This is a genomic window from Pseudomonas sp. PARCl1 (assembly GCF_947311875.1).
Lineage (GTDB): Bacteria > Pseudomonadota > Gammaproteobacteria > Pseudomonadales > Pseudomonadaceae > Aquipseudomonas > Aquipseudomonas juntendi.
Genome location: NZ_CAMZMX010000006.1, coordinates 13,959 through 29,020 on the forward strand (window position 1 = coordinate 13,959; position 15,062 = coordinate 29,020).

Annotated in this window: 13 protein-coding genes; 10 read left to right on the top strand and 3 right to left on the bottom strand. The window is 62.3% G+C overall.

Going from position 1 to position 15,062, the window contains the following annotated elements:
- Positions 1-62 precede the first annotated feature (62 nt).
- From QME24_RS05125 to QME24_RS05140, 4 genes are read left to right on the top strand one after another with little or no spacing between them, the layout of a single operon-like run.
- Positions 63-620: a polysaccharide biosynthesis/export family protein gene (locus QME24_RS05125; RefSeq protein WP_029885424.1), complete on the top strand. Its 558-nt coding sequence runs from the start codon at positions 63-65 to the stop codon at positions 618-620.
- A 24-nt stretch (positions 621-644) separates the two neighbouring features.
- A complete protein-coding gene (locus QME24_RS05130; protein ID WP_232892324.1) occupies positions 645-1,760 on the top strand; it encodes a hypothetical protein in 1,116 nt (371 codons plus the stop codon).
- Between the two features lie 19 nt (positions 1,761-1,779).
- Positions 1,780-3,342 carry a Wzz/FepE/Etk N-terminal domain-containing protein gene (locus QME24_RS05135; RefSeq protein WP_029885426.1) on the top strand — a complete coding sequence of 521 codons (1,563 nt, stop codon included), beginning with the start codon at positions 1,780-1,782 and terminating at the stop codon, positions 3,340-3,342.
- Positions 3,343-3,353: 11 nt separating this feature from the next.
- Positions 3,354-4,160 (top strand): CpsD/CapB family tyrosine-protein kinase, encoded by an 807-nt coding sequence (locus tag QME24_RS05140; RefSeq protein ID WP_054905470.1) that lies wholly within the window; start codon positions 3,354-3,356, stop codon positions 4,158-4,160.
- A gap of 239 nt (positions 4,161-4,399) precedes the next feature.
- On the opposite strand, the gene galE is transcribed toward QME24_RS05140, so the two are convergent.
- The 3 genes from galE to QME24_RS05155 form a co-directional block, all read right to left on the bottom strand.
- Positions 4,400-5,377 (bottom strand): UDP-glucose 4-epimerase GalE, encoded by a 978-nt coding sequence (gene galE / locus QME24_RS05145; protein ID WP_009682736.1) that lies wholly within the window; start codon positions 5,375-5,377, stop codon positions 4,400-4,402.
- 63 nt (positions 5,378-5,440) lie between these two features.
- On the bottom strand, positions 5,441-8,041 hold the full coding sequence (locus QME24_RS05150; protein ID WP_280091635.1) for a cellulase family glycosylhydrolase: 2,601 nt from the start codon (positions 8,039-8,041) through the stop codon (positions 5,441-5,443).
- A gap of 5 nt (positions 8,042-8,046) precedes the next feature.
- On the bottom strand, positions 8,047-9,573 hold the full coding sequence (locus QME24_RS05155; protein WP_029885429.1) for an O-antigen ligase family protein: 1,527 nt from the start codon (positions 9,571-9,573) through the stop codon (positions 8,047-8,049).
- 201 nt (positions 9,574-9,774) lie between these two features.
- On the opposite strand from QME24_RS05155, the gene QME24_RS05160 reads away from it, so the two are divergent.
- From QME24_RS05160 to QME24_RS05185, 6 genes are all read left to right on the top strand, one after another.
- Positions 9,775-11,151 (top strand): oligosaccharide flippase family protein, encoded by a 1,377-nt coding sequence (locus QME24_RS05160; protein ID WP_009682740.1) that lies wholly within the window; start codon positions 9,775-9,777, stop codon positions 11,149-11,151.
- A gap of 45 nt (positions 11,152-11,196) precedes the next feature.
- Positions 11,197-11,391 carry a hypothetical protein gene (locus QME24_RS05165; RefSeq protein ID WP_054905468.1) on the top strand — a complete coding sequence of 65 codons (195 nt, stop codon included), beginning with the start codon at positions 11,197-11,199 and terminating at the stop codon, positions 11,389-11,391.
- Complete coding sequence (locus QME24_RS05170; protein ID WP_192440094.1) at positions 11,388-12,854, top strand: GMC family oxidoreductase; 1,467 nt, start codon at positions 11,388-11,390, stop codon at positions 12,852-12,854. The genes QME24_RS05165 and QME24_RS05170 overlap by 4 nt, the downstream gene beginning before the upstream one ends.
- 103 nt (positions 12,855-12,957) lie before the next feature.
- The gene (locus QME24_RS05175; RefSeq protein WP_009682743.1) at positions 12,958-13,575 is read left to right on the top strand and encodes an acyltransferase; all 618 of its coding nucleotides are present in this window, start codon (positions 12,958-12,960) and stop codon (positions 13,573-13,575) included.
- Positions 13,568-14,524, top strand: a complete 957-nt coding sequence (locus QME24_RS05180) for a glycosyltransferase family 2 protein (protein ID WP_054905466.1) — start codon at positions 13,568-13,570, stop codon at positions 14,522-14,524. Before QME24_RS05175 ends, QME24_RS05180 begins: the two co-directional genes overlap by 8 nt.
- A gap of 8 nt (positions 14,525-14,532) precedes the next feature.
- Positions 14,533-15,057, top strand: a complete 525-nt coding sequence (locus QME24_RS05185) for a serine acetyltransferase (RefSeq protein WP_029885432.1) — start codon at positions 14,533-14,535, stop codon at positions 15,055-15,057.
- The last annotated feature ends 5 nt before the right edge of the window (positions 15,058-15,062 follow it).

Genomic DNA, 15,062 nt, shown 5'->3' on the forward strand with positions numbered 1-15,062 from the left:
AGAGTTGGTGCGTTGTTCTCATACAGTGCTCTTTGTCGGGCCATTTGGCCGGAGGGACCCTCATGATGCGTTCATTGTTTGCCGCGTTCTGCTTGTTGACGGTGTGGTCGAGTGCCAGTTGCGCCGATACCGGCAGCTCTGCGTATTTGCTCAGCCCTGGCGATGTGGTGATGGTATCGGTCTGGCAGGAAGACAGCTTGCGCCAGGAAGCGACCGTACTACCCGATGGCAGCATCACTTTCCCACTGGCCGGGCGCATCAATGTTGCCGGGCTCGATGTAACCGCAGTCGAAAAGCAAGTGGCTGCCAAACTTGAAAAATACCTTCCCGACCCGAATGTCAGCGTTGTCGTCAAGAGCATCGCCGGCAACCTGGTCTATGTCCAGGGCAAAGTGATCAAGCCGGGGCCAGTGCAAATGGCCGGGCCGACCGCCGTGTTGCAGGCGCTGAGCATGTCGGGTGGCCTGGACAAGTTTGCCGACGAAAGCGAGATCAAGGTAGTTCGTGGCGCAGGCGCTTCCCAAAAGATCTTGCCCGTGCGATATAAGGACCTGGTGTCTGGGCGCGATATGTCCACCAACATCCAACTTCAGGCTGGCGACACGCTGGTCGTTCCTTGATCTTGCCTTCAATAAGAACATTTAATGCCACTTTTCAGAACAACTAGCATTGCAACGGCAATCTTGGTCTTGCCGTTTACGGAATCGGCCCTGGCGGCAAATTGGCAGTCTACGGTGGTGGTGCCGACATCCGTCGAGTACGACAGCAACCCATTGTTGCTGACGTCGGGCGAGAAGGGCATCACGCGCACGATCATCGCGCCCGATTACACCCTGATCGGCACCTTCGACCGTGACGAACTGAGACTGGGGCTGGGCATGAATGTATTGCGCTCGTCCGACACCAACGTAGTCGATAACCGCGAGGACCCCGACATCAGCCTGGGCTGGCAGCGCACCACCGAGCGCGGGCGTTTTGGCCTGGTGGCACGCTACAACGAAAGCTCGACGTTGTCGGGCACCGTGCTGGATACCGGGGTGATCACCACCGATGGCACGCAGAAGCTCTACACCCTGACCGGCAACTGGAGCCAGGCGGTTACCGAGCGCAGTACCTTGAGCAACGAAACCACCTACAGCCGCGCCCGGTATGACGTCAGCACGCTGACGGGTTACAACGAACTGGCCAACGTGTTTACCTGGACCTATGCCTGGAGCGAGCGCGCCGATGTGTATACCCGCTTCGGCGCGCGGCGCTACGAGCCCGAGCAGGACCTGACCGCCACCGCTTCCAACAGTTACACCCCGGCTGTGGGCATCAAGTACCAACTGGCCGATGGCCTGAGTGCCGATGCCCACATTGGTGTCAACGAGGTGTCGGGCGATGAAGGCGGCCGACGCGGGGAGGGTGGCGTGGCTTTGCTCTATACCGGTGTGCGGGCCGATGCCAGCTTCACCGCCGAACGCAGCACGGTGGCCAGTGCCGAAGGCGGCTTCGCCGAGCTGGACCAGGTACGCGGGGTGTGGAGCTATGCCGTTACCGAGCTGACCCGGGTGGGCGCAGACGCTGCCTGGCAAGACAGCAAAGGGCAGTCACCGAACACACTGCAAACGTACAGCGTATGGGCCAGCCGAGAGTTCTCGCCGTATTGGGACCTGCGCCTGTCGCTGATGTACAAGGAACGCCAGCAGGACCACGTACCGGATGCAACCGCAACCATCGTGGGTTTGACGTTGACGTACAGGTACCCCGACATCTGAACTTCAGGCAGGTGGCCCCATGAAGTCTGACTACGAGCTATCCCTCAGAGATTACATCGCCATAATCAAGGACCGAGCCCTGGTGCTAGGGGTGAGTGCCGTAGTCATTCTGGCCGCGACCGTGGCGGTGGCCTTGATGGTGCCGCCGATCTACCAGTCGACCGGCACTATCCTGGTGGAGTCACAGCAGATTTCGCCCGAGCTGGTATCAACCAACACCACCAGTTTTGCCGATGAGCGCATCGAGGTGATCCGCCAGCGTGTCATGACCCGCGAGAACCTGCTGCGCATCATCGACAAGTACGACCTGTTCGCCGACAAGCGTCTTGGCGAAAGCGACAAAATCGACCAGATGCGCAACGCCATCGTGGTCGAGACCCTTACCACGTTCGTGCGCGGCAGGGGCGAGGCGACCGTGGCCTTCAATGTGTCGTTCGAGCACAAGCAGCCGCAAGTGGCCAAGCAGGTCGCCGATGAGCTGGTATCGCTGTTCCTCAACGAAAACCTCAAGCAGCGTACCGAGCGGGCCAACGAAACCACCGAGTTTCTTACCCAGGAAGCCAACAAGCTGGGCGCTGAGCTGGCCAGCCTGGAAAACCAGCTGGCCGATTTCAAGCAGGCACATGCCAATGCACTGCCCGAACACCAGACGCTGCGCATGAACATGCTGTCGCGTTCGGAGCTGGAGTTCCGTGAGGTCGACCGGGACTACAAGGCGGCGCAGGAAGAGTTGCGTTACCTGGAGCTCGAACTGTCGGCGGCCAATGCCGGCCTGGCGACCAAGGCTGCCGATGGCGCGCGCCCTGCCGCTGCCGACCAGGCCCAGGACCTGCCAAGCCTGAAGGCAGAGTACGCCCGGCTGTTGACCCGTTACAAGGAAGCCCACCCCGATGTGGTGGCGGTCAAACGCAAGATTCAGGCGCTGGAGGCCAGTGGTGGTCGCACCAGCACTGCGTCTTCGGTCAGCCTGGATGTTGCCCGGGTACGCGCCAAAATGAGCGCCACCCAGGAACGCATCGCTTCGCTGGCCGAGCAAAAGCGCGAGCTGACCCGAAAAATGGAAGGCTATGAAGCCGAGATCCTCGAAGCGCCGCAGGTCGAGCGTGGCTTGGTCACCCTGATGCGTGACCACGACAACGCACGCAAGAAATACGAAGAAATCCGCGCCAAGGAAATGAGTGCGAAAATCACCGAAAGCCTGGAGCAGGAAAACAAAGCCGAGCGCTTTGTGCTGCTGGAGCCGCCCCTGTTGCCCGAGAAGCCGATCAAGCCTAACCGCAAGAAGATCGCCGCGCTGGGGCTGGTTCTGGCGCCGGCCGGTGGCGGCGCGCTGGTCATGTTGCTGGAAATGCTCAACCAGCGGGTGCGGGGCGTTGGTGCTCTGGAGAACCTGCTGGGCAAACGGGTGTTGGTGGCACTGCCGTATATCGAGACGCGGGCCGATGTGGCCAGGCGCAAACGCTGGCGTAACCGCTTGATCGTGGCGGCCTTGGCGCTGGCGGCTATCATGATAGTGCTGGTGCACGTGTACTACATGCCACTGGATGTGCTGCTGTACAAAGTCATGTCGCGGTTCGTATAGGGAATGCAGTGATGGACAGGACCAAGCCGGCTGTTGGCAACACTATTCATCAGGTCACACCGAGTACCCCTCAGCCGCTGTCGCCGGCCCCTGGCACGGCGCTGGCGGAGGTGCCGGGGCAGTTCGATTACGTCAACACCAAGGTGGTGCCACTGCATCCAGACCACCTGGAGCGCAACCGAATTGTGGCGTTCAACAAGAACTCGAACATGAACGGGCCGATCGACCTGTTGCGCACCCAGGTGCTGCGGCTGATGGACGAGAACGGCTGGCGCACCCTGGCCATCACCTCGCCCACGCCGGAGGCAGGCAAAACCGTGTTGGCGGTCAACCTGGCCATGAGTATTGCCCACCACACCACCAAGACCGCCTTGCTGGTGGACTTCGACCTGCGCCGGCCCAAGGTGGGGAGCACATTGGGCCTGCCGATGGAGCATGCACTGAACGAGTTCCTGAACGACAAGTCGCCACTGCAGGACTGCCTGGTCAACCCGACCTTGCCGCGCTTCGTGGTGCTGCCGACCCGGGTGCCGGTGCCGTTGTCGACCGAGGTGTTGTCGTCGCCCAAGGTGAGTAACCTGATTGGCGAGTTGCGTAACCGCTACGAGTCGCGCATCTGCATTTTCGACCTGCCGCCGTTGCTGAGCTCCGACGACGCGATCACCGTCATACCCAAGTTCGATTGTGTATTGCTGGTGGTGGCCAATGGCATGAACAACAAGAAAGAAATCGAGGACTGCCTGCACCATCTGGCAGGGGTCAACCTGATTGGTACGGTGTTGAACAAGGCTGACGAACAGCCGCGTACCTATTACTGAGGCGACGCTAAGTTACCGCGGGTGAAACCGCGCCCACAAATTACTGTGGGAGCGGGCTTGCCCGCGAACACCGGCGCAGCCGGTGCCAGACACCGCGTCGACTGCTTCGCGGGCAAGCCCGCTCCCACAATGAATAGCGCAGGCTTTTCAAATTTTAAGAAAGACAGTTGCTCCTCAACGGGCGGTGTCGCTGTGGCTAGCGACGACTGTGGAGCAAATGCGGCCCGTGCTGTTCTCGGCTACCGCCCCTGGCGTATGGCCCAGGGGTACTGCAACTCCCACTGCCACGCATGCCGGACGATCTGCTCCAGCGCGGCGAACTCCGGCCGCCAGCCCAGCACTTGCAGCGCTCTGCTGGCATCGGCCACCAACCGCGGCGGGTCGCCGGCGCGGCGGGGGGCGTCCAGTGTGTCGATCTGCCGCCCGGTTACCCCACGCGCGGTATCAATCACCTGCTGCACCGAAAAGCCCAGGCCATTGCCCAAGTTGAACGCAGTACGCTCCCCACCCGCCAGCAGGTAGTCCACCGCCAACGCATGCGCCGTGGCCAGGTCCGACACATGCACATAATCGCGAATACAGGTGCCGTCCGGGGTGTCGTAGTCGCGGCCAAACACAGTGACTGCCTCGCGCCGCCCCGATGCCGCCTGCAGGATCAACGGGATCAGGTGGGTTTCCGGCTCATGCCGCTCACCCAACAGGCCCTCCGGGTCGGCCCCGGCAGCGTTGAAGTAACGCAGGCAAACCGACTTCAAACCATAGGCGCGGTCGAAGTCCTCGAGAATCTGCTCGACCATCCATTTGCTCAAGCCATAGGGGTTGATCGGCTGTTTGCCATGCGCTTCGTCAATGGGCACATACAGCGGGTTGCCATACACCGCAGCGCTCGACGAAAACACCAGGTACTTGATGCCGGCGTTGACCATGGCCTGCAGCAGCGCAAGGGTGGCAGCCACATTGTTCTGGTAATACTTGCCGGGTGCGCTGACCGATTCACCCACTTGAATGAACGAGGCAAAGTGAAACACCGCGTCGAAATGCACAACGCCGAACAACACATCCAGTGCGGCTTCGTCGGCAATGTCGAGCTTGGCCCATTGAACCCCGGGGCCAGGTGAAACCAGGTCCGCCACCACTACCTCATGGCCGGCGCCCTGCAGGTGCTTGACCATGTGTGAGCCAATGTAGCCGGCGCCACCGACAACCAGGCATTTCATGCGCACCCCCTGTGACCTGCTGTTTTAGCGACGCAGTGAATCGAGCGTAGATGGCCATGTGCCCTATTTCAAGAACAGCCAGTTGGACATGTAGCTGCCGTCAAAGGTCAGGGTGTAGTGCCCGTTGTCGTAGGCCACAGGCAGCGCCTTCAACTGCGCCTGTGCATCGCGGGCGTACAGCTTCAGGCCGGCAGGCGCCTGGATGGTCAGGCGGCCTTCCAGCGGCTCGACATTGAACGGTGTCTTGTCATCGGGCTTGGGCATGGCCCGGGTGCCCAGCGACACCAGCAGGTCCCGCGACTGCCCCAGCGGTTTGTCGTCCAGGCTCTGCACCACGACACTGGCATAGGGCGTAGTCGCCTGCACCTGCACAGCGCCCAGGCTGATCGACCGCCCCCCCAGCCAGCCGGTGGCAGCCTGGGTGAGCGGCGTGTCGATGGTGTAAAGGCCTTGTTGCCAGTTACGCCTGAGCTCGCCCGTGTCGGTGGTCGATTCGCTGGCATCCGCCGGCAGCAGCGATTCATCGGGGGCTTGCAGCACGTGCGCGCCGCTTGGGATGGCAGCAGGTTTCAACCAGGGCAGTTGCGGCGTTTGCGGCAGGGCGATCTGCAAGCGGCCCTTTTCCATGGCAGTACGCAGCAGTGGCGAATTGCGCGGAGTGATTTCCTGGTTGTACAGGGTGGCTGCCGTCGGGGCGAACACATAGTCGGTAGTGGCGGGCTTCACATCGCCGCGGCGGTAGAGCAGGGCAGCAGCGGGCAGGGTGGCGAGCATGCCAGGGTCGTTGTAGGCGTGCCAGTTGTCTGCCGTGCGCCAACCCGGGTTGAACGCCTGTTGGCTGTAGGCATATTGCAGCAGGGCGTCCCAGCCTTGGTGGCTGGCGGTAGCGGCCATGTACAGTGGCAGCGAGTGACGGTCTGGCAGCGGGAACGGCTCGGCGTTCCACTCGGTGACGGTCAGTGGCTTGCCGACCACCTGGGCGGCGCCGATCCAGTCGATCATGCCGTCGCTGGTCAGCGGGTTTTTCTCCAGTTGACCCATGTCCCCGTAGCTATGGGCGTCGATCACATCGCCAACACTCAGTGCCGGCAGCGCACTCAGGCCGTTGCCGCCCCAGGTGCTGGTGGTGGCGATCGGCACTTTCACGCCCACGCTGCGCAGGTGGGCGATCATGTCGGCATTGAAGCGCTGCTCCAAGTCGTTGAGGAACAGCTTCGATGGCCCATGCTCCCAGGCACGCCAAGTCAGGTCGGCGGGCAGGTCGTACTGTTTGGCGAAGGCCTTGGCGGCAGCCATGTAGCGTTCGCTGTGGCGCGGCACATCCTTGTTCGGCATCAGGGCATTGCCGTAGTGCTGAGTCAGGTCGTTCTCGTTGGTGATCAGCACGGCGGCAATGGCCGGGTCGTCTTTGTAGGCCAGCCCCGTGTATGGGTTGACGTGGGTCAGGTACTGCTCGGCGAAGCGCTTCATTGCCTGCTGGATACTGCGGTTGACGTAGGCGTAGCCCTTCAGGTCGATGCGCGCTTCGCCTTTGGCCAGTTCGTCGAAGTCTTCGATATTGTCGTTGGCAGTGAGCGCCCGTTGCACATGCATGTCCAGCCAGATGTAGATGCCCTCGTCCTTGAGTGCTTTGATCCACAGGTCCAGCTTGCGCAGCGATTCGGCGCTGAGCTGCTGGGTGTCGCGCACCAAGGTACCGTCGCCAAACACATTGGGGCTGACCCAGGGTGAATCGTGATGATGCAGGCGGACCAGGTTGAAACCCAGGGCCGACAAGCGTTTGGCCTGCTGGCGGATCTCCTCGTCGGGGCTTTTGAACAACGCATAGGCCGACAGGTTGGTGCCCCAGAACCGCACGGCGGTGTTGTCGGTAAACACCAGTTGCTCGCCGACCGCCTTGACGAAGCCACGCTTGCCAGCGGGTTTTTCTGCTGCATTGAGGAACGACAAGTCTACCGGCGCGCTGCGCCAGTCCAACTGGTCGTCTGGCCAGCTGGCCGGGTCGGCCAGGCCGAAGCGTTCGGTGGCGGTGGGTGCGAGCTCGATGTCCCCGGTCAGGTTGAGCACGGCCTTGAGCTGTTGCTTGCCGGCAGTGATCGGGTCCTGGTACAGAAACGCGCGCAGCTCAGACGGGTTGCCACGCTCGAAATACACTTTGGCCAAGGGCGGCTCGAAGCGCATTTCGATGCGCCGGCCCTGCTCGGCGTTGCCCCACCACCAGCCGCGGTTGCCTGGCAGCAATTGCGGGGCGCCCATGGCCCCGGTGACCTGCGCAGGGTCGAACTGGAACACCATGCCGCCCCCCATCACCCCGGCCTTGCGGCTGTGTGCATCGAGGTCGAAGGTCCAGCTCAGCGTTTGCGCCTGCTCCTTGCGGATATCCGCGGCCAGGTCGAAGTCCAGTTCCTTGTTCTTGCCCAGCAGGGTGTAGTGGTACGGCCCGTTGACCTTGAGGTCGGTGTAGAAGCCGGTCCAGCTCCAGTTGGCGGCCCAGAAATCGAACTTGGCTTTCATCACCGGGCCGCCACCACGGCTTACGGTGGGCAGGCCAGTGTGCTCGTCGACACTGACCTGCCAGGCAGACGCCCAGCCCGGCAGTGGCAGCAAGGCCAGGCTGGCGAAGGCCGAAAGGCGGATGAAACCACGCAGGGCGAGCGCATTCATGAACATTACCTGGGTTGGAGGTCGGGTTCGGCCAGTGCCACCGCGGGGCTGGCATGCAGCCGCCGCACCATCTGGGTGTAGGCCACGCCCAGACCGGCGATCGACCAGTACACCACGGGGATGAAGGTGATACTGCTGACGGTGAAGATGATCACCAGGATGCCGATCAGCGTTGCCAGCAACACGCGGCCGAGCTGTCGTCGTTCGTCGTCCTTGTCCGGGAAGCTGCGCATCGCCTTGCGGATACCGTGCAGCACCACGGCAAAGAACGCCACGAACAGGCCAAGCCCGACCAGCCCCACGCGCAGTGCCAGGTTGATGTAGGTGTTGACGATGTCGATGATGCCTTCACCCTGGATCATCGCCTGCATTTCCGGGGTGTTGCGGAAGTCGAACGAGCCGAACAGCGGATTGCGCTGGATGACGATCCACGAGTTGTCCATCAGCCGCTCGCGGTAGGTGATGTTTTCCTTTTCGATATTGCCGATGTAGGGCAGCAGGTCCAGCACCTTGTCACCGCCCGGCACCACCGTCAGCAACGGCAGCGCCAGCATGCCGGCCGCCCCCAGCAGTGCCAGGCGCCTGACCGCACCTTTGCCCAGCGCGATGAACACCACCACGATGACCACTGCGCCAATCCACGGCCCACGGGACAACGGCGCGAACAGGCCGGCCGCCAGCAGCAGGGCGCCCATGGCCCTGTGCAAGGGCCGCTGCACGTAACCCTGCACGAACAGGAACAGGCCAATCGCCACGCTCATCACATAGCCCAGTGCAATCGCCTGGCCGGTGGTGACACTGGCCCGCAGGGCGCCGCCACGGCTCAGGTAGCCGGACATGCTCCAAGGCACGCCCATGGCGTCGACCAAGGCGCTGTACAGCAACCAGTGGCGCACGTATTCGGCAACCGCGATCAGGGCCATGACGAAGGAGGTGAGCACGAACGCCAGCATCGCGTCCTTGAAGTCGCTGAGCTGGCGCAGGCCACGGCTCGCCACGTAGTACGGCAGGAATACGTCGACATACAGGTACAGGGCCTGGCGCAAGGTATCGGTCAGGGTGGTCTCGCGCAGGTACAGCACGCTCATCAGCACCAGCCCGGCGGCCAGCAGCCGGTCGGCCCAGGTGCGCCCAAAGCGCACGCTGTCGGGGTGCCGGCGCAGCTCCAGCGCAGCCGGCAGCAGCACGCACAGCGTCAGCAGGCGAATGTGGTTCAGGTCGACCAGGTAATTGACAACGCCGAACCCCGGCACTTGCACCGAGGCCGGCGGGATCAGGAACAACAGCATGTAGAACAGCGCCATGGGGTTGTGCTCGCGGCGCCGTGCCAGCAACAGGATGGCCGCACCCGCGCCCAGGTACAGCCAGAAGCTGTGCGAGACGAACGCCAGCACGGTAAGCAGGAACCACAAATTGCGCCGGCGCTTGTAATCGCTGAGCGGAATCAGGTCGGTGGCCGGCCGCCGCGCCAACAGGAAGACCACGCTCGCCAGAAACAGAATGACGATCAACGCACGAAAATGTTCAGGCATCGGCTATGTGCACCTTTCCTTCGGTGGGCAAACGGCGGCTGCCCTGTCGCGGAACTACACTGTCTTCGGGCGAGTGGCAACGCCGGCCGGGCTCCCAAGACGCCGCCAGGCAGTGAGGCGCTGAGTTCCGTGCCAGGGCACTAGCATCGTGGCTAATTGAAACTATAGTGACTTTTAGCCAATCAGTCAGAGAATGAATTCATGCCGTCGATTGATGTGTCAGCCTCCGCGAGCCTGCGCAAGCGGGCCATGCGGGCCGGGTCGTGGAACCTGGTCTCGCAGGTGGCTTCACAGGTCATGCGCCTTGGCGGCAACCTCATCATGGCGCGGCTGTTGCTGCCGGAAATGTTCGGCGTCATGGTCATCGCCACCACCGTTTCGGTCCTCCTGCATCTGCTGTCCGATGTTGGCCTGCGCCAGAACATCATCCAGAGCCACCGTGGCGACGACCCGGACTTTCTCAATACGGCGTGGACCGTGCAGATCATCCGCGGCTTCGTGCTGTTCGCCCTGACGCTGCTGCTGGCCCTGGCGGCCTGGGTGGCGCAGTACCAGCAGTTGTGGCCGGCAGACTCCACCTATGCCGCCCCTGTGCTGCCGATGGTGCTGGCGGTTACCGGCCTGTCGGCGCTGATATGGGGCTTCCAATCCACCAAGATCGATGTTGCGGTGCGTACCTTCCAGCAGAAGCGCGTGGTGCTGGTCGACCTGGCCTCGCAACTGGCCGGGCTGGTGGTGATGCTGGTACTGGGCGTGCTGACCCACTCGATCTGGGCCCTGGTCATCGCGGGCCTGGTCTCGGCGGTGGCCTGGACTGTGCTGGGCCACACCGCGCTGGAGGGCCCGCGCAACCACTTGCGCTGGGACCGTACGGCACTCACCGAATTGATCGTGTTCGGCCGCTGGATCCTGTTGTCGTCGATGGTTGGGGTACTGGCCATGTACGGTGACCGTATCTGGTTTGGCGCCAGCATGTCGGCGGCGCAATTGGGGGTGTACTCCATTGCCGTGCTCATCCTTGGCGCGGTTCAGACGGCGCTGATGAAGATCGTCGGCGCCGTGGCGCTGCCAGCGTTCAGCGAGGCGGCCAGGGCCGACGACAAAGCGCGGCTGAAGACCCTGTATTACCGCTTCCGTTTGCTGGTCGACCTGCTGGTGCTGTTCATTTGCGGGGGCTTCCTCACAGCCAGCCCACTGCTGATTGGCTGGATGTACGATGACCGCTACCAGGAAGCTGGCCAAATGCTGGCGATTCTTTCGCTGTCCTTCATCGTATTGCGCTATACCTTGGCTCATCAGGTATGGATTGCGTTGGGCCTCACCAAGTACCAGGCCATGGACAACATCATCCGCCTGGTTTCGCTGTGGGGGCTCCTGCCGCTGTTGCTGGCGCTGGGAGGTGTGCAATGGGCGATCTGGGGGGTGGCCCTGCACACGGTGCCGACGCTGGTACTGGTTGTTCATGTCAATCGCAAGCTGGGCATCTTCAGCCTCAAACGTGAGCTGGTGGTGCTACCGATGCTGCTGGTGGGGGCGCTGTGCGGGGCGTTGCTCACGGCCTTCTTCAACTGGCTGTAGGGCTGCGTGCTGGGTGTAACTTTCATGGGGACAGGTCACAGGATCATGGGGAAGCTCACTTTTTGTACTGCGCAGTTGGGTCGTAGAGGCTTTCTCCAGAGTTGCGTGCTGCTGGGCGTGGGCAGCGCGGCGTTCGGCGCCACGGCGATGTTTGCTGGCAAACCGGTTGAAAAACCAGGGTTCGTGGTGATCAACGGCTGGGTACTGCCGTCCCGCTATTTTCGGAACCAGCCAGCATGATCCACGATTATGAGCAGCAGAAGACGCTGCGCGACAACTACGATTTCTGCATCATCGGAGCTGGCCCTGCGGGGATCACCCTTGGCCTACGCCTGGCGGCAGCCGGCTGGAACGTGTTGCTGGCCGAAGGTGGGGGGCGTGAGTACGCCCCGCATTCGCAAGCCCTGTACGCCTGCCCCTCGACCGGCCTTGAGCTGTATGCCGAGGAAACCCGCCTGCGTTACCTGGGCGGCACGTCCAACCATTGGGCCGGCCGGTGTCGGCCCTTCACGGCTTCCGACTTCGCCGTGGCCCCACCGGGTGAGTTGCCGGGTTGGCCGATTGCCTATGCGGAGATCGAGCCCTACCTGCCGGTGGCCATGGATATCGTCGACCTGCCCGCCGGGGCAGATTTTCGGGCACTGAACACTGCGCTCGAGGGTGGTGACTTCGAAGCTGACCGTTTCCTGCTCAGCACCCCGACCCGCTTTGCCCAGAAATACGCCACGGCGCTGGAGCAGACCAAGGGCCTGGACCTGTTCATCAATTGCAACTGCGTGGACCTGGAATTCGACCAGGCATCCGGCCACCTGGCGGCGGTGGTGCTGTCGGACTACCAGCGCAATCGCCAGCGGTTGGTGGCCCGCAACTTCATCCTGGCCACGGGGGCCATCGAGAATGCCCGACAGTTGCTGAACAGCCAGTCCCTGGTGGCTGCGGGGGTGGTCAACAAGGAAGGCCTGGTTGGCGCGTGCTTCATGGAGCACCTGAACATCGAGATGGGCACCTTCATCCTCAAGTCCGGGCAAGACCCGGAGCCGCGCCAGTACTACACCACCGATGCCTTCCTCGCCGAATACCAGGCCGGCAAAGGCAACGTCACCACAGCCTTGTTGGCCGATGTGCAAACCTATGGCCGCACTGCCGAGGTCAAGCATTTTCTCGAGAACCTGGCCTGCGACATGGGGATTTCCAGCAAGATCGAGTTCGTGGCCAAGTTCAGCTGCCCCGGTGACGGCGTGATCAGTACCATGATCGAGCAGTTCCCCAACCTGCACAGCCGCATTTCGCTGCTCGACGAGCACGACGCGCTGGGGGTGCCGAAGGTCAGCGTGAACTGGGTGCTCAGTGCCGATGACCGCCACACCATCAAGTGCATCGGTACCGAGCTGGCCAAGCAGTTCGCTGACACGGGCCTGGGCTTCGTCAAACTCAACGAGTTTGTCTATGACACCTCGATACCGCTGAAAATGGCGCCCCATGCCCACCACATGGGCACCACGCGCATGGCCGCGTCAGCGCAAACGGGCGTCGTGGACGGCAACTGCCGGGTATTCGGCACGCAAAACCTGTATGTCGCCGGCAGCAGTATTTTTGCCAAGGGCGGCGCCTCCAACCCGACCATGCCGCTGTTGCAGTTCGCCGTGCGGCTGGCCGACCACCTTGACGCGAAGATGAGGACGGAAAGCGGCGCCGCCGCGTGAACAATGTTGTACACAGGTTGAGTGCGTAGTGGTCAGCATCTAGAAGAACGAGACCGCATCGCCTCAGGGCATTCGAGCCGTATTGATCGCGAGGCCAGGAAGGATGATGGGATGGATACGCAAGGCAGTGGCACATTACGCACATGCAACCGGGCGCGGAGGCACGTTCTACCGCCGGTTCTGCAGGCCGTCGGGGCTGGAGTGGGGCGCCTACCTCAAACGCTGGGGCAACTTTCACTCGGTAGGCGACAATTTCTTCGTCAATGCCGGCTGCAAGTTCCTCGACCCGTCACTGGTGCGTATCGGCAACAGCGTGGGGTTGTCCGACTGCACGTTGATCGGCCACGACGGGGTGGTCTTGCTGATCGAACACCGGTTTGGCAAACACCTTGATTCGGTCGGTTTCATCGACATCAAGGACAACTGCTTCATCGGCCACGGTGCGATCATCATGCCGCGGGTGACCATCGGCCCCGAGTCCATCGTCGCGGCAGGGGCGGTGGTCACCAAGGACGTGCCACCGGGCACCGTCTACGGCGGCAACCCGGCCGTGTTCATCTGCACCACCGAGGCGCTGGTCAAACGGGTCGAGGCACGCTGCGAAGCCTACCCGTGGATCGACCTGATCAAACAGCGCGACGGCGCCTACGACCCCACGGTTGAGCCGCAACTGATGGCGCAGAGGCGCCAGTACTTCTTCGGGGATGGCAATAATGGCTAGCAAACCGGTCGACGTGATGGTGGTCAATTTCAACACCGCCGGGTTGCTGCAGCCAATGTTCGATGCCTTGCGCCGCGCAGGCAGCGAACACCTGGCCAGTTACCTGGTGGTGGACAATGCCTCCGTCGACGACTCGCTGCAGCGTATGGCCGAGGTATGCCCAGAGGCAGTGTTGCTCAGCAACAAGCACAACGTAGGTTTTGGCCGTGCCAACAACCAGTTGCTGGCCCACCTGCAAGGCAAGTATGCATTGTTGCTGAACACCGATGCGTTCGTGGCTGCCGATTCCCTGCAAAAAACCCTCGACTACATGGATGCCCACCCGGACTGCGGTGTGCTGGGGGTACGCCTCGAAGGCCGTGAGGGTGACCTGCAACCCAGCTGCCGCTATTTTCCCACGCCGCTGAACGTCTTCGTCGGGCGTACCGGCCTGGGGCGCCTGTTCCCTGGGCTGAAAATGGTCGACGACATGGACTGGGACCACGCTTCGGTCCGCGAATGCGACTGGTTGCCCGGGTGCTTCTACCTGGTACGCCGCGAAGTGCTGGACCAGGTAGGCCTGTTCGATCCGCGCTACTTTCTTTATTACGAGGAAGTCGACCACTGCAAGCGGGTCAAGCAGGCCGGCTGGAAAGTGGTGTTCTACCCACATACCACGGTGGTCCACATAGGGGGTGAAAGCTCCAAGTCAGTCACCGAGCTTGAAGCTGCCAGCCGGCAGATTTCCGCCTACCAGATCGAGAGCGAGCTGCTGTATTTCCGCAAGCACCATGGCTTGGCCGGGCTGGCGTTGCATATGCTGCTGGTGACCGTGGGCGACCTGGTGCTGGCACTCAAAGCGCTGTTGAAACGACGCGGCCGGGGCGCGATACAGGCCTGCTGGCGTCATTGCCGGGCGACCTGGTCACTGCTGTTGCAGACCCGTTACGCCAGCCAACCGACAAGGTAGCTACCGTCATGTTCGAGAATATTCGCGCCGACCTGCGGGCCCATGGTGGCGACTGGGGGGCCCAGGGCTTCTGGGTATTGCTGGTGTACCGCTTCGGCCGCTGGCGCTACGGCGTGCGCCCGGCGCTGCTGCGCAAGCTGTGCTCACTGGTGTACAAGGTGTTGTTCAAGTTCGTGCAGATCATCACCGGGGTGGAACTGCCCTGCGAGGCGGTGATCGGCCGCAATTTCGTCATCGACCATTTCGGTGGCATCGTGGTCAGCGGCTACGCCCGGTTCGGCGACGACTGTCGCATCCGCAATGGCGTGGTAGTGGGCCTGAAAAATGTCGACGAGCCCATCGCCCCGGTGTTCGGCAACAACGTCGATATAGGTACGGGCGCCAAGATACTGGGCAGCATTCGCATCGGCAACAACGTGATCATTGGTGCCAATGCCGTGGTGCTGGTGGATGTGCCAGATAACTCCCTGGCTGTCGGCGTACCGGCAGTCATCAAGGCCCGGCACCTGGTCGCCCCGGCGGCGGTCGAGTGAGGCCC

What these genes read in the sequence shown, in the direction of transcription:
- QME24_RS05130 (WP_232892324.1), top strand. Translation starts at nt 645, where the DNA reads ATGCCACTTTTCAGAACAACTAGCATTGCAACGGCAATCTTGGTCTTG.
- QME24_RS05135 (WP_029885426.1), top strand. Translation starts at nt 1,780, where the DNA reads ATGAAGTCTGACTACGAGCTATCCCTCAGAGATTACATCGCCATAATC.
- QME24_RS05140 (WP_054905470.1), top strand. Translation starts at nt 3,354, where the DNA reads ATGGACAGGACCAAGCCGGCTGTTGGCAACACTATTCATCAGGTCACA.
- QME24_RS05155 (WP_029885429.1), bottom strand. Translation starts at nt 9,573, where the DNA reads ATGCCTGAACATTTTCGTGCGTTGATCGTCATTCTGTTTCTGGCGAGC.
- QME24_RS05150 (WP_280091635.1), bottom strand. Translation starts at nt 8,041, where the DNA reads ATGAATGCGCTCGCCCTGCGTGGTTTCATCCGCCTTTCGGCCTTCGCC.
- galE (WP_009682736.1), bottom strand. Translation starts at nt 5,377, where the DNA reads ATGAAATGCCTGGTTGTCGGTGGCGCCGGCTACATTGGCTCACACATG.
- QME24_RS05185 (WP_029885432.1), top strand. Translation starts at nt 14,533, where the DNA reads ATGTTCGAGAATATTCGCGCCGACCTGCGGGCCCATGGTGGCGACTGG.
- QME24_RS05125 (WP_029885424.1), top strand. Translation starts at nt 63, where the DNA reads ATGATGCGTTCATTGTTTGCCGCGTTCTGCTTGTTGACGGTGTGGTCG.
- QME24_RS05165 (WP_054905468.1), top strand. Translation starts at nt 11,197, where the DNA reads ATGGGGAAGCTCACTTTTTGTACTGCGCAGTTGGGTCGTAGAGGCTTT.
- QME24_RS05160 (WP_009682740.1), top strand. Translation starts at nt 9,775, where the DNA reads ATGCCGTCGATTGATGTGTCAGCCTCCGCGAGCCTGCGCAAGCGGGCC.
- QME24_RS05175 (WP_009682743.1), top strand. Translation starts at nt 12,958, where the DNA reads ATGATGGGATGGATACGCAAGGCAGTGGCACATTACGCACATGCAACC.
- QME24_RS05170 (WP_192440094.1), top strand. Translation starts at nt 11,388, where the DNA reads ATGATCCACGATTATGAGCAGCAGAAGACGCTGCGCGACAACTACGAT.
- QME24_RS05180 (WP_054905466.1), top strand. Translation starts at nt 13,568, where the DNA reads ATGGCTAGCAAACCGGTCGACGTGATGGTGGTCAATTTCAACACCGCC.